The organism is Leptolyngbya sp. FACHB-261 (assembly GCF_014696065.1).
Classification (GTDB): Bacteria; Cyanobacteriota; Cyanobacteriia; order FACHB-261; family FACHB-261; genus FACHB-261.
In genome coordinates this window covers 621,850-635,258 of the sequence record NZ_JACJPL010000031.1, presented here as the reverse complement: position 1 = coordinate 635,258, position 13,409 = coordinate 621,850, and the positions used below count along the sequence as shown (strand labels likewise).

12 protein-coding genes are annotated in these 13,409 nt (G+C 49.6%); 7 read left to right on the top strand and 5 right to left on the bottom strand.

Annotated features, from left to right (window positions below):
• Positions 1 to 75: 75 nt before the first annotated feature.
• Positions 76 to 3,102 (top strand): UPF0182 family membrane protein, encoded by a 3,027-nt coding sequence (locus H6F94_RS28050; protein WP_190805555.1) that lies wholly within the window; start codon positions 76 to 78, stop codon positions 3,100 to 3,102.
• Between the two features lie 117 nt (positions 3,103 to 3,219).
• On the opposite strand, the gene H6F94_RS28045 is transcribed toward H6F94_RS28050, so the two are convergent.
• A complete protein-coding gene (locus H6F94_RS28045) occupies positions 3,220 to 3,441 on the bottom strand; it encodes a hypothetical protein (RefSeq protein WP_190805554.1) in 222 nt (73 codons plus the stop codon).
• A 1,085-nt stretch (positions 3,442 to 4,526) separates the two neighbouring features.
• A complete protein-coding gene (locus H6F94_RS28040; protein ID WP_190805553.1) occupies positions 4,527 to 5,219 on the bottom strand; it encodes a toll/interleukin-1 receptor domain-containing protein in 693 nt (230 codons plus the stop codon).
• 505 nt (positions 5,220 to 5,724) lie between these two features.
• On the opposite strand from H6F94_RS28040, the gene H6F94_RS28035 reads away from it, so the two are divergent.
• Complete coding sequence (locus H6F94_RS28035; RefSeq protein WP_199320688.1) at positions 5,725 to 6,507, top strand: TIGR02391 family protein; 783 nt, start codon at positions 5,725 to 5,727, stop codon at positions 6,505 to 6,507.
• A 95-nt stretch (positions 6,508 to 6,602) separates the two neighbouring features.
• Entirely contained in the window at positions 6,603 to 7,052 is a 450-nt protein-coding gene (locus H6F94_RS28030) for a hypothetical protein (RefSeq protein ID WP_190805552.1), read from the top strand.
• A gap of 295 nt (positions 7,053 to 7,347) precedes the next feature.
• Here H6F94_RS28030 and H6F94_RS28025 read toward each other — a convergent pair whose 3' ends face one another.
• Positions 7,348 to 7,908 carry a carboxymuconolactone decarboxylase family protein gene (locus H6F94_RS28025; RefSeq protein ID WP_190805551.1) on the bottom strand — a complete coding sequence of 187 codons (561 nt, stop codon included), beginning with the start codon at positions 7,906 to 7,908 and terminating at the stop codon, positions 7,348 to 7,350.
• Positions 7,909 to 8,006: 98 nt separating this feature from the next.
• Here H6F94_RS28025 and H6F94_RS28020 point away from each other — a divergent pair, with 98 nt between their 5' ends.
• Positions 8,007 to 8,573 carry a TetR/AcrR family transcriptional regulator gene (locus H6F94_RS28020; protein ID WP_190805550.1) on the top strand — a complete coding sequence of 189 codons (567 nt, stop codon included), beginning with the start codon at positions 8,007 to 8,009 and terminating at the stop codon, positions 8,571 to 8,573.
• 365 nt (positions 8,574 to 8,938) lie between these two features.
• Here the strand turns inward: H6F94_RS28020 and cupS are convergent, their stop codons facing one another.
• Entirely contained in the window at positions 8,939 to 9,340 is a 402-nt protein-coding gene (gene cupS / locus H6F94_RS28015) for a CO2 hydration-associated protein CupS (protein ID WP_190805549.1), read from the bottom strand.
• Between the two features lie 803 nt (positions 9,341 to 10,143).
• Here cupS and H6F94_RS28010 point away from each other — a divergent pair.
• Positions 10,144 to 10,596 (top strand): cupin domain-containing protein, encoded by a 453-nt coding sequence (locus H6F94_RS28010; RefSeq protein ID WP_190805548.1) that lies wholly within the window; start codon positions 10,144 to 10,146, stop codon positions 10,594 to 10,596.
• Between the two features lie 111 nt (positions 10,597 to 10,707).
• On the opposite strand, the gene H6F94_RS28005 is transcribed toward H6F94_RS28010, so the two are convergent.
• A complete protein-coding gene (locus tag H6F94_RS28005) occupies positions 10,708 to 11,370 on the bottom strand; it encodes a helix-turn-helix transcriptional regulator (RefSeq protein ID WP_190805547.1) in 663 nt (220 codons plus the stop codon).
• Positions 11,371 to 11,542: 172 nt separating this feature from the next.
• Between H6F94_RS28005 and H6F94_RS28000 the strand changes: the two genes are divergently transcribed.
• On the top strand, positions 11,543 to 12,454 hold the full coding sequence (locus tag H6F94_RS28000; protein WP_190805546.1) for a helix-turn-helix domain-containing protein: 912 nt from the start codon (positions 11,543 to 11,545) through the stop codon (positions 12,452 to 12,454).
• A 102-nt stretch (positions 12,455 to 12,556) separates the two neighbouring features.
• Positions 12,557 to 13,279, top strand: a complete 723-nt coding sequence (locus H6F94_RS27995; protein ID WP_190805545.1) for a dienelactone hydrolase family protein — start codon at positions 12,557 to 12,559, stop codon at positions 13,277 to 13,279.
• The last annotated feature ends 130 nt before the right edge of the window (positions 13,280 to 13,409 follow it).

The following is a 13,409-nucleotide window of genomic DNA, read 5'->3' as shown; positions in this document are numbered from 1 at the left end:
ACAAACTAGAAGGAAGCCCGTTGAACCCAATGGTTTGCTCCGCCCCAGTCTCCACCTCAGATTGTTTTCTTTGCCATGTTTGCTAAATGGTCGCCGCGTTTCAAAATTGCCTTGCCCTTGCTGCTGATCGTGCTGGTGTTGCTGGGGCCGGGGGTGAACCTGCGGGTGGAAAGCCTATGGTTTCAGGTGGTTGGCTACGCGCAGGTGTTCAACTTGCGTTGGTTGACCCAGGTGCTGGTGAGCGCTATTGGTTTGCTGTTGGCGGGTAGCTTTGCCGGAGCCAACTTGTGGTGGGCCTGGCGTTATGACCCGGAAGCTGAAGCAAACGCTGACCTCCGGCTTGATAGTCCGCGTCGCCGCTCTCGTCGCTTAGAGCAACGCGTTGTGACCTCGGTACTGCGTTCGAGTCAGGCTAGACCGGCGGCCCTACCTCCAGATCGCAAAGCCACTGCGCTACGCCTTTACGGTCGCGACCTGAGCTTGATTGCAGCAGCGGTGGTGGCGCTGCTGTTGGCCTTGGATTTGGGGCGCAACTGGTTTCGGCTACTGGCTTGGTGGCACCAACAGCCCTTTGAGCAGGTGGATCCGGTCTTTGGTCTGAATCTGAACTTTTATGTGTTCAGCTTGCCGGTTTTGCAGGCGTTGCAGCTTTGGAGCTTCAACCTGGTGGTGGTGACGCTGCTGGCGGTGGCTCTGGTTTATGCCTATCGTCGCGGTGCGCTGTCGCAACAGGACAAGTTTGTCGGCTTTCTGCGTTCTGACCGGCAGCATTTGGTGGGGCTGGTGGGTGTGCTGGCCTTGGTGCTGGCTTGGGGGCATTGGTTGGCCCGTTATGAGCTGCTGAACTCGGAACGGGGTGTGGTGTTTGGTGCGGGCTACGCCGATCTGCAAGCGTCGCTGCCCGCTCAGACCCTATTGGCTGCGGTGACGCTGGTGGCGGGTTTGCTGCTGCTGGGGTCCACTCGCAACCCGCGTTGGGTGAGCTGGCAAAGCCTGAGCAGAGTGGTGTTTGGCTATGGGCTGCTGTCGCTGCTAGCGGGGGTTGCTTATCCGATCCTGGTGCAGCGCTTTGTGGTGCAGCCTACTGAACTGGCCAAAGAGCGTCCTTACCTGGAGCGCAACATTGCCTTTACGCAACAGGGCTTCGGTCTGGAGGCGATCACCGAGCAGCCCTTTGAGGTGCAATTCAATCTGACGCGGTCTGACCTGGCAGCCAATAACGCCACGATCAGCAACATTCGCCTATGGGACAGCCGCCCGTTACTAGATGCCTACAGCCAGCTGCAATCGATTCGGCTCTACTACCGCTTTGCCGATGTCGATATTGACCGCTACCGCTTCAGCGATGGCGTGCGTCAGGTGATGTTGGCAGCACGGGAACTCGATTACGAACAGGTGCCACAACGCGCCCAGACCTGGGTAAACCAGCATTTTCTCTATACCCACGGTTATGGCCTGAGCATGAGCCCGGTGAATGCGGTGACTGCCGAGGGCCAGCCAGAGTTCTTCATCAAAGACATTCCGCCGGTGACGACTAGCCCTCAACTCGCTGAGCGTCTGCCGGTGCAAGTTCCGGGCATTTACTATGGCGAGCTGACTCGCCATCCGGTGTTTGTGCGCACGCGAGCGCAGGAGCTGGACTATCCCCAGGGCGACGACAATGCTTACACCCGCTACGATGGCGTGCCGGGGCTGAGTGTGGGTTCGCTGGGAGAGCGGTTGCTCTATGCCTGGTACTTCCGCGATCCGCGCATTCTGCTGACGCAGAACTTCACGCCGGAGAGCCAAATTCTGTTTCGCCGCGCCATCCGGGAGCGGGCGACGACGATTGCGCCGTTTCTGCGCTACGATGCCGACCCCTATCTGGTCCTGGCAGATGGCAAGCTCTATTGGATTCTGGATGCTTACACCACCAGCAATCACTATCCCTACTCGGAACCCTTGAGCTTGAGTGCGACTCGGGCTTTGCCTACAGCCACGCCCACCGGGTCAGATGCTACGGGAGCAACCCAAGAGGGTGAAGATCCGGAGACGCAAGCGCTTCAGCATCCGGAGTACCGCGACCCTTTGGAAGGGCTGGGCGATCTCAACTACATTCGCAATTCGGTGAAGGTGGTGATCGATGCCTATAACGGCACGGTGGGCTATTACATTTCTGATGCCAAGGATCCGGTTATTCAAACCTATGCGGCGATCTTTCCTAAGTTGTTCCAGCCGTTGTCGGCGTTGTCGCCTGCATTAGGGATGCATCTGCGCTATCCCAGTAGTTTGTTTGCGGCGCAGTCGCGGCTGTATGCCACTTATCACATGCGTGATCCGCAGGTGTTTTACAACAAGGAGGACCAATGGCAGATTCCTCTGGAATTGTTGGGTAGTGAACCGATTGTGGTGCCGCCTTACTATCTGGTGATGAAGTTGCCAGGTGAGAGTCGGGAGGAGTTCATTTTGATGACGCCTTTTACGCCGACTCGTAAGGATAATTTGATTGCCTGGGTGGCGGCTCGCTCGGATGGACAGGCGTATGGCAAGCTGCTGGCCTATCAATTTTCGAAGCAGGAGTTGATTTACGGGCCACGACAAATTGAAGCTCGGATTGATCAGGACCCGGTGATTTCGCAGCAGATTTCGCTTTGGAATCAGCGGGGTTCTCAGGTGTATCGAGGCAATTTGTTGGTGATTCCGATTAACAGTTCGCTGCTGTATGTGGAACCGTTGTATTTGGAAGCGGAGCAGAGCCGGTTGCCGGAGTTGCGACGAGTGATTGTGGCCTACGAAAATCAGGTGGTGATGGCACCGACTTTGGATGAGGCGTTGGGCATTGTGTTTCGAGGGACGACGCCAAGGGCTCAACCGGCAGGGAATGTTGCTGCGAGTCCAGATGCGGGGGGCGACCCCATTCCAACTCTGCCTTCTGTGGCTAATTTGCCGACGGGGGGCAATCCGATTGCTAGTGATTTGGTGCAGCAAGCGCTTCAGCAGTGGGAGGCGGGGCAGCAGGCTCTGGTGCAGGGGAACTGGACTGAGTATGGTCGATTGCAACGGGAGCTATACGAGACGCTGCGTGAGTTGGAACAGCAGGCGGGGCCGACGGGTAGACGTTAACCGCTAAAACCCCACCGCCTGCAGCACCTTACCTTGGCAAAGAACCCTACCGTCTGCGGCACCTCCCCTTAGCAAGGGGAGGTTGAGAGGGTTGAATATGTGGTGCTTTTAGTGGGCCTAATGGTTGAGCTGAACGACGGTTTTGTTCAAGATGCTGGCGTCTTCGCGCCATTCGCGAATGGTTTCTCGATTTTGGTGTTGGGTGGCTGCTTGTTCTGCTTGCCAGAGACAAATTCGACTCAGGGCAGCGACGATGACGGAGAGGCTGTAGCGCTGCATTAATACGCTCAAAATGTGTAAATCGCTGTCGCTAAAAGTGGGGGCTGACGATTGAGTCATGATGAAAAATCCTCAATAGGTTTTGAGGGGCAATCGGTGAAGATCGCCCCTTCGCTCCTTCTCTTAGGTCCCCACCTGACCCGCTTTGCATGGGGTTAACCGCAACGGAGTGCTAAACTCCGTCGTAGCCTTTGGGCTGGCACAAACCAACCTGGAGGTCAGTCGCCCAGGGTTGGCGATAACAACCCTCGGCGGCGCTTAGAAACTGGACTGAACGAAACGATAAAACAAAGCTCTGCGTTTGGCAAGTCCAATTTATCTGCAAGTCAGAACTTGCATTCAGATGCGTCTCGGCTGTGCAAGTTCTGGAAGAGACTGCCAAGCGTTCAATCAAGAAGGCCCCAGACAAAGCCTGACGAACTCGTACTCTCACTTAGGCCGCGTCGCTGCTCTTAGAGAGTCTCAGTGAATCTCGCTACTGTGTCAGGCCATTCTATAGCTGACATAGATGAATCTATCTCTGGCATAGATTGTTTTATGTCCGGCATAGATGAATCTATCTCTGGCATAGATTGTTTTATGTCTGGTATAGATGAATCTATGTCAGACCAAGATTCGATCTCACTTGACATAGTTCATTCTGTGTCAAACATAGATTGCATCTCACTCGACATAGATGAATCTATGCCAGACAAGATTTGATCTCACTTGGACATAGTTCATTCTGTGTCAGACATAGATTGCATCTCACTCGGCATAGTTCATTCTGGGTCAGCATGAGATTTGGTCTCGGTTGGACCCACTTCGTTTTGGGTCTGACCTATTTCACTTTGGGTCAGACATAGATTGCAGCTTGACTGCTCTAGGTGTTACTACGGGATAGTTAGGTCGTTCTGGGCTGGCTCCTGTTCGTTGGTTACTCCGACCTGTTGGTGTCATCTACCTTGCCTAGTTGAATATCAGCCTCTTCCTTGGTCGTTGACCCGCACCAAATGACGCTATAGACACCTGACTGTTGGTTGTCCGACACGAGCTCTATCTTGGCTGATTCCCTGATGCGGCTTGTAATCGTGAATTAGATCCTCGATGGCAATTCCATGATTACTTCGCAGTTTAGCTAGCGTTAGTTGCTGCCTGTCTTTCTTCTACTTCTTCTTAGTAGAACTGGGTCTAGCCTTGCGTGTTCTTGACTTACTACTACTACGGTTAACGGCTGTGCTAGGACGTGGAGTCACAGGTTTCTTGCTATCACTATCACTAGGTAGGGTTGCGCCTTTAGTTGCCCTCTGATTTTCCTCTTTTTTGCGTTTGGCCTTAAGTCGTCTGGAGGCGCTGATTAGGGCGTCGATTTTATCCTGATAGGCTGCAGCGCTCCCCGGTTGCTTGCCTAGCTCCTGACCTATTTCACTGATTAATTGGTGCAAATCTCCCGCTTTTTCACAGCTGAGTGCGTTATATGCTTTAAGAGGATCACGCACGATACTGCCAGTAGCACCGGCAGCAAGGATGGGAAAAATCTTGCCTTTGAACCCTATCATCCCACTGTTGTACACTCCGTAGCTCTGCATGCTGCCCCAGCGTGCACCTAACTCGAAGAGCACGTATGCAGATTCCAAACTAACTTCAGTGAGAAGGCCAATGAAGACGCGAGCATCATGGATTTCCTGGCGTAATTGGGTTTCTGTATGCGCGCCCGTTTTGAGTTTGTAACCCTCTACACTAGTACAACGGATTTTACTCGGTTCGATATGAAAGGCGTCGCGGAGCAAGTCGATCAAGGCCTTGGCCACCTTTGCGTCTGCACTGCTGTGGCTGAGGAAGATGTCAATTGAGTTCATAGATCTGTCCTTACGCTAAACACTGGCCACTACTACGAGCCCTTCTCTTCAATCACTGGAACCACTGGGCCGCGCTCTTCAAGACTCACCCTCTTCAAATTACTGGAAGTAAATCATCGGACTTGACCCCATAGTCTTGATCAAATCGTTAAAACACGCAGGTCATACCCTTATAAAGCCTACTTCAAGTGAATTGGGCTGCTGCTCCAGGGGCAGGTCGAATGCGCTTTGATTGACGTTCTAGAGTAGATTGCACCGAGTTTGATGCCCACACTGATCGACGATTGTCGCCACAATTGCCTTGAATCCACAAAGGTCCGCCGAATGCTCAGATTCTCATCTTGTTGAGAGACTTATAAATCTCTCAAGTAGGAAGAAGTCTAGCTGCCGTGCGCCGAGAGTAATTTAGCGCAGGATACATAGGCTGCTAACGGAGGCAGTATCGTGAGCTTATAGATCAAGTAAGCATAAAGTTGTTGGTGAAGTAACTAAAGCAGAGTAATGCTTGCTCAAAAAAGCGGAGTTAGAATGGTTTGACTCATATAGTCTCTCCCAGGTGAAGATCTTGAATTTAACCGAGACCCAGAAAAAACTTTTGCGGTGGTTAGTTGAAGAAGTACGAGCTGGAAAGCTAGGCGAGGAGAAAATTTGGTTTCTTCGGTCCCGTGATGGCACAACTTTAGATGGCTATAAGGGAGATGTTCCAAATATAGAGACAACAACTCTTGACGCATTGCAGAGCAGTGGCTGTCTCTCACGCGACCGAAGCCAGTTGAATCAGTACAAGTATTCTCTCACCAGCAGAGCTTATGAAGCTGTTGACTCTGATTTTGGTGCGCCCAACCTATCCGCTATCACCCATTTGATTCCCTTAACTGAAATTAAGCATTTAGATGCTGAGTTATGGGAGAGATGCCACTTTTCATTAAGTGCTGGTGGAAATGACCCTAAAGCCTGGGATAAAGCCGTTCGTACAGCACTGGTGATTTTGGAGGAGCGTTTGAGAAAACTTGGAGGAACTGAATCTATTAAGCCCGATGCTACTGGTGACACCATTGTGAACACGATTTTCGGTGTTAAAAGTTCAGTTTTGGGCGACAAGCTTAATGATAAGCAGCTTAAAGGATATCGTGATTTATATGCAGGTATGATGGCTGTTTTTCGCAATCATTACGCACATCGAGTGATAGATCCTAGCCCAGAGGTTGGTGGAGCAATCATCGTATTTATCGACTTGCTGCTCAAAATGCTGGATGATATAGACGGGGACGTAGGTGCAAGAGACTAGGCAACAGCACCCACATTCCCAGACCACCGCAATCACAAACCAGTAAAGTATAGAGTGAGAACAGAGCGCAGCTATCGTTCAAAGGACAAGACAAAATGGCAGACTCAACAGATGTCTTGCTAAAGCTTTGTGAGCAAAGATGGGCCGAAGTCAAGCAGGCCGAGGATCAGAGGTCAGCTCTCAGCAACATAATCCTTCTGATTGCCTCAGCCATAGTCGGAGTCTTCACGCAAAAAGGACTCGACAGAAACAACCTGCCATTATCTCTACTTCTTATTTTCTTAGGCATCTATGGGGCCATTGGCTCACGCAAATATCGAGAGCGTATTCACTACAGCCTCTCCATCTTAAAACTCTATCGCGACAAGCTGGACGAACTATACCCTGACGCTCAAATTGAAAAACTTAGAATCCAAGCAAAAGACTTTCACGAAAAACGCCATCCCTTAATGACAAAGATTTATCCCCATCAGCTTTGGGTAGCGCTTCATATCTCAATCGCCATCGCTGGTCTTATTCTGACGATTATTGTCTTGAGACTGTAGCGAACAAAGCATAACATTGCCCCTGACCAGTCCCGTTAATTAGCTTCTTGAGGGAGATCCTACCTACCAGAATATACAGAGAGTTTCAGCCTATCTACCTACTGGACATCACACTGAAACTCTCAGCCTTTCACCTAAACATGTACTGAAGCCTTCTACCTCACAAGAAATGACACCTGGAAGGTTCCAGCTAATAATCTAATAGCTTATTATGCGGCCTAAGCTATCGGCAGAGACGTAACCGAAAGCGTGTCTGTCAATGCTTATAGCCAAGTTGAAGTGAGGTTATCAGCGCTTACACAGCTACCGCAGGCTTTGACCAAACATGAGGTTGAAAGGCCTTATCTAAAGGAGTTTTAGCAATGTGGTTAGTGTAGTTGTGGATAATTTTGACAGCAATTCCCAAAATGACTTCCAAAACCTGCTGCTTCGTGTAACCTGCTGCTAAAAACTCTTCAATTTCTCGATCATTGACCCAACCTCGCGCCTCAATCATGCGTTGAGTGAACAGCCGCAGCGCTTGCAACTTTTGATTTGCCAGAGGTTGACCAGCTCGGAGCGCCTCAATATCTTCAGACGCCATTCCAATCATCTTTGCCAAACCGGAATGGGCTGCCATGCAGTAGCGACAGTCATGTTCGTAATTAGCAGTGAGATAGATAACCTGCTGTTCGACCGGCGTAAAGCTGGTCGCCTCAAATAAGTCCCACAAGGCCATTCCAGCTTTCAAGGTAGCGGGAGCTTCTGCAAGAATTCCCTCCAAATTTGGCACCAAACCAAACGTCTCCTTGGCATGGATGAGCGCTTCCTTCGAGGCTGCTGGCGCATTTTCAACCGTGTAGATCGTAAATTCCACGGGTCTATCTCTCCTAAAAACCGTGTGGTAGACAGAGCTGTCTACCTTGGACGGGTGCTAGTATAGCCCCATGGAGACAGAGTTGTCTACCCGGAGTCATGACCACCGAATCAAGTGCGGCCCGTCAGCAAATTCTAGAAACCGCTTCTGAGCTGTTCTATCAAAAGGGCATCCAGCATGTAGGCATCAATGAAGTCATTGCTGCCTCTGGCGTGGCAAAGCGAACCCTCTACCGCTGGTTCTCTTCAAAAGACCAACTGATTGAGGAAGTCATGAAATATCGCGCGACTCAATGGTTGTGTTGGTTTGAAGATGCGGTTTCAGACAAAGGAAACACCCCCAAAGAGCGGTTACTGGCAACCTTTGATGTTCTCCAGAGTTGGTACTCAGAGCCTGACTTCCGAGGTTGCCCCTTCATCAATGCAGTCTTAGAAATTGCTGATGCGTCCCATCCAGCTCATCAAGTCTCGATCAATTTAAGAGAAGCTATCCGTACTTACATCATGCAGTTAGCCTCTGAATTAGGAATGCATGACCCTGCTTCCTTTTCACAGCAATATTTGCTCTTAATTGGCGGAGCCAGTTTAATGGCGACTATCGAGGGCAATCCAACTGGAGCACAATATGCCCGCAAAGCCCTGTCTGTCTTAATTGACGCTAGCTAGTAATACTGAAAAGTAGCCTGTAGAAAAGATATATTCCTAATTCAAGGCCAGTTTCCCAAGAGCAACGTACAGAGCCAATTCTGAATCCTTGCCTCTTGAGGTTCCATCAAGGTCTCGAATATCAAGATGTCAAATTAAGATATCTATGAAAATGTAAGCTTCAACTTAGGAGATAAAGAGGGATAACGTGCAGCGAGTCAATAAAGACTTCTGAAAGATTGCAAGTTTATCCGCAGAGATCAATCGGCAATTGATTGTGACTTCTCACCAAGAGACTACTCAAAAAACAATAAAGGCTCAAACAGTTTTTGGGGCAGCAACCCATAAGGTTGCTGCCCCAAATAAGACGCTATTTAGGCGTTCAGTTACGCAGGAATTAACACGGTGTCGATGATGTGAATGACGCCATTGTCAGCCGCAACATCTGGCGTTGTCACTGTAGAATCGTTAACCTTGACACCCTTAGAGGCATCAATTTTCACGTCTGAACCCTGAACCGTGGTGGCTGATTTCAGCTTCACAACATCAGCCGCCATCACTTTGCCAGAGACAACGTGGTAGGTGAGAATTTGCTTGAGCTTCGGGATATCTTTGAGCAGTGAATCAACAGTGCCCGCAGGAAGCTTAGCAAATGCTTCGTCGTTGGGTGCAAATAGTGTAAATGGTCCAGAACCCTTCAGTGTTTCTACTAGACCAGCAGCTTTGACAGCAGCCACTAAGGTGCCGAATGAACCGGCATTAACGGCGGTGTCAACAATGTCAGACATTCAATTACCTAGTTTGTGTATCTGTAATGACCATAACGTAGTTGCCACAAATATTGCGTTGATTTTGTCAGTATCCATCTAAAGGAATAGATGTAGCAAATGTGGAATTTTCAATATTGATTCGGCATTTAGTAGTCGCAAAATCAAGCAATTATCTATTACTTCGAGCCCTATTTCAGATTAAATTCTGATTAAATGCTGAAAGCTAAATCTCGATTGGTTAGATACACCTCTCGTACCTACAATTCGCTAGAACTTGACCCACTACTCGAAAGCTCGCATCTGGCCGCTTCCCAGCTACCGTGCAAGCATCTTGTCGTTATCTCTCTCAAGATTGCCTGATCTGCTTGTGAAATTATTTGTAAGTCATTTCTCTTTGCGAGAATTGCTACCGCTATAGACTGTTCAATCAAATCATCCTGGTTAAACCGCTGCCCCTCAAGGCAGTGTTAGTAACACTCTCTGTTTTGTCCTAAACATGTTTCCAGATGTGGCATCTCGAATTGCCCAATTTGGAACTACTTGAACCCCTCACCCAATTAGTTCACCCGATTAGAGGAGTGACACAACCAAACTGTGCATCCTAGCCTGTGTTTATGCAAACGGTGCAGTCCAGTTCGGATTCTTCTTAAGCCTGTAGAAGCCCTTTATGCTTGATCACCTTGCCTTTGCTTTCCGGATTCGATCCATCGCAGAAGCCCTAGGCGCGGTAGAGGCTTATAGGGAACAGCGATGGAAGGTTAACGCTAAGCCCGCCAGTTAGCTCGAATTCTGTAAATCTATTCAATCTTGGGAGAAACCTCATGGCTATTGCAGTACAGCAACCAATGCCAAAAATTCTTGCGCCCGGCGAAGGCGATTCTTATCAAATGTTGGCTCACACCCTAGTCCGCAAGATCACTTCCAGTGACACAGAGGGTGACTGGGCAATGTTTGAGATGCTTGATACGGCTGGGAGTCAGCCGCCTGTCCACAGCCACCCCTGGCATGAAACTTTCTATATCCTTGAGGGCGAAGTAGAAGTACAAATTGGCAATCAGCGAACGATGGCTACCGCAGGAGCAGTAGCTCACATCCCTGCCAATGCTATGCATACCTTCAAGATCTGTTCTGCAACAGCTCGGGTTCTTGTGATTATCTCTCCTGCCGCCGCAGAAGCCTTTTACCGGGAACTTGGAGCAGAAATCACCACCCTACCTCCTGATCCAGCCATTTTTCAGAAGATCTGTGCCAAGCATGGCCTACAGCTTCAATGACCCCTCCCAACCTCCCCTTCCCTTGGCAAGGGGAGGTTGCGTAAGCGGTGGGGTTTTGATGGGTAACTCTCATTTAGAGAAATCAAAGCTCAGCCAATTTTGTGTCTGAAGCTAAACCACTTCCACCAGTTGATTGTTCAACGCTTCGAGATCAACTCCGTAGCGTTGAAACAGGTCTCTCAGAGTAGTCTTATCCGTTTCGGTCAGGCGCACTAAGCCCCACAAGAGATGTTCAGTGCCAATCGACTTCTTACCCTGAAGCCGAACAACTTGCAAGGCAAGCTCTAGAACGAACTTACTCTCTGGGCTAAACTTTTGATCACGGGACTCAAAAGCAGGTTCCTTGGTTTCAGTACCCAAGGTCACGCCATTAGCTCGCAGTAAACGAGCAGAGGTGGTAGTTGGCTCAGCCAACAAGCCAGCCAGCAAATGTTCTGGTTCAACTTGTGATTGCTGTGAACCTGCCGCCTCATTGCGAGCAAACTGGATCGCGTTGATGGCCTCTTCAGTGAACCTCTCAAAACCAAACTCGAAACCAAAGTAATTCTTGAACCGCTCAACCAGGATTTGCACAGCACTCTTTGCCTCGTAGATAAAAATGTCTTCAACTGCAACGTTGAACAGGCTGGCAATCTTCAGAGCCATGTCCAGACTGGGATCGAACTTGCCTGATTCAAAACCATTGACCGCCTGACGACTGACTCCTAACTCCCTGGCCAAGTCCGCTTGCGACCAGTGGTGCAGTTGTCGAAGCTCTTTCAGTCGGTTCTTCATCACTTGATTCACCCGCTGTCAAGTAACACTTTACATTTAGGGTCAGAGCAGTGTCAAGTGCTGCTTGACACTGCTAGCCTGCTGACGATGCTAGGGTGAGGCGCCCCCCTATCTAAATACAGTCGGACAAAAACAGCCAGAATGAAGAAGCTCCAACCGGTTTGAGCCAGAGATGAGTGCACAAGGGCAGGTTAAGATCCTTGATTTTCGCCAAGAGAAGGCAACAGACTTCCTACTTCCTAAACCTGCTGTTCTCTCAAGCTCCGGTTGGGACAGCATGCATTTCGAACTCCATCAACAGCCCAAGTTTGACATTGCTGAGCATCAGCACACCATGCACGTTATTGCTTATGGGCTTGCTTGCTCACCACTGCCCTGCTCACCAGGAGAACGCTGGTTAGATGGAAAGCTGACGAGAGAGACGCGGAGTCAGGGAGACATCGCGATCATCCCTGCGGGTATTTCCCATCGCTGTAACTGGAATACCTCAGCCCAATTTGCAGTTTTGGCAATTGAGCCTGCACTGCTCCAACAAGTTGGTCAAGATTTGGTTGATCCTGATCGCATTGAACTCATTCCTCGTTTTATGAATGAGCAAGATGCACTAATCCAAGGCGTCTTCTCCACTTTGCAAGAAGAATTAGAGTCTAGTCAAATCGGTGGCTATTTGTTAATCGATAGCCTCAAGACGACGTTAGCGATTCACCTGCTAAGAAAATATTGCGCCACGCAACCCAAGCTCTCCAGCTATGCAGATGGATTGCCTAAATCAAAGCTGCGTCAGTTGACAGAATATATCGACGACCATCTCCAAGACGTAAAGCTCATTGACTTGGCTGCAATTGCCCAGATGAGCCCGTATCACTTTTTGCGTCTATTCAAGCAAAGTATCGGCCTCACTCCTCATCAATACATCTTGCAGCGTCGGATCGAGAAGGCAAAGCATCTGTTGCAGTACAGCGAACTCAGCATTGCAGATATTGCAACTCACGTTGGCTTTTGCGACCAAAGCCACTTGACTCGATATTTCAAACGCATTGTTGGTGTCACGCCAAGGCAACTCCTACAAGCTCAACCGCAATAATCTACTAAGATCCCGCAACTTTTTTCTAGAGCCTTGAACTCCAGCCTTTCTAATCTATTGGCAAGTTCTACTAGAGGCTCAAGAATAAGCAGGGGGAATAACGTGCAAATTGAACAATCAGAAGTGGTCATCTCCACGCCTGACGGGCAAATGCCTGCCTGCTTGTGTACACCTACTGAGCAGGGCCGCAAGCCAGCCGTTCTCCTGCTGATGGAAGCCGTTGGCTTAACATCGCACATTCGAGACGTAGCAACTCGAATTGCCAACGAAGGTTATGTGGTGCTCACGCCGGATTTGTATTATCGCGAGTTGCCGAACAATAAGTTTGGCTATGACGAGGTTGAGCCAGCAATGGCGATGATGTACCGTCTCGATTTCGGCCAACCTATTGAGGAAGACATTGGGGCAGCATTGGCCTACCTTAAGTCACAACCCAACCTCTACCCCGATAGGATCGGCGTGACAGGATTTTGCTTGGGTGGTGGCCTGACCTTTCTCACTGCCTGCAAATTCGCAGACAAAATCGCGGTAGCAGCTCCCTTTTACGGCATGGTTTTAGATGATTGGATTGACGAAGTGGTCAACATTACAGTGCCCGTCTACTTGTTCTTCGGCGGTGCTGATCCTTTCATTCCGCTCGAACGCATCAAGCAAATCGAGTCCCGGTTTAAGGAACTTGGCAAAAAGTACAAGTTAAAGATTTACAGTGATGCCAATCATGGTTTTTTCTGCCACGAGCGTTCTTCCTACAACCGCTTGGCAGCCGAGGATGCTTGGCGAGAGCTTATACAGTTTTTGCATCAACATCTACAGAATGCTGTGTGAAAAGCGCTAACCTAAAAGAGAGACAAGGATTATCTGTTGAGTGCTCAGGTTTTTTAGAGATGGCACGCGCTATAAGACTCTTAAAAGCTGGCTCTGCTATTGCGAACAGTTCTTCTCCTTCATGTCTCCA

What these genes read in the sequence shown, in the direction of transcription:
- H6F94_RS28000 (WP_190805546.1), top strand. Translation starts at nt 11,543, where the DNA reads ATGAGTGCACAAGGGCAGGTTAAGATCCTTGATTTTCGCCAAGAGAAG.
- cupS (WP_190805549.1), bottom strand. Translation starts at nt 9,340, where the DNA reads ATGTCTGACATTGTTGACACCGCCGTTAATGCCGGTTCATTCGGCACC.
- H6F94_RS28030 (WP_190805552.1), top strand. Translation starts at nt 6,603, where the DNA reads ATGGCAGACTCAACAGATGTCTTGCTAAAGCTTTGTGAGCAAAGATGG.
- H6F94_RS28045 (WP_190805554.1), bottom strand. Translation starts at nt 3,441, where the DNA reads ATGACTCAATCGTCAGCCCCCACTTTTAGCGACAGCGATTTACACATT.
- H6F94_RS28010 (WP_190805548.1), top strand. Translation starts at nt 10,144, where the DNA reads ATGGCTATTGCAGTACAGCAACCAATGCCAAAAATTCTTGCGCCCGGC.
- H6F94_RS28005 (WP_190805547.1), bottom strand. Translation starts at nt 11,370, where the DNA reads ATGAAGAACCGACTGAAAGAGCTTCGACAACTGCACCACTGGTCGCAA.
- H6F94_RS28040 (WP_190805553.1), bottom strand. Translation starts at nt 5,219, where the DNA reads ATGAACTCAATTGACATCTTCCTCAGCCACAGCAGTGCAGACGCAAAG.
- H6F94_RS28050 (WP_190805555.1), top strand. Translation starts at nt 76, where the DNA reads ATGTTTGCTAAATGGTCGCCGCGTTTCAAAATTGCCTTGCCCTTGCTG.
- H6F94_RS28020 (WP_190805550.1), top strand. Translation starts at nt 8,007, where the DNA reads ATGACCACCGAATCAAGTGCGGCCCGTCAGCAAATTCTAGAAACCGCT.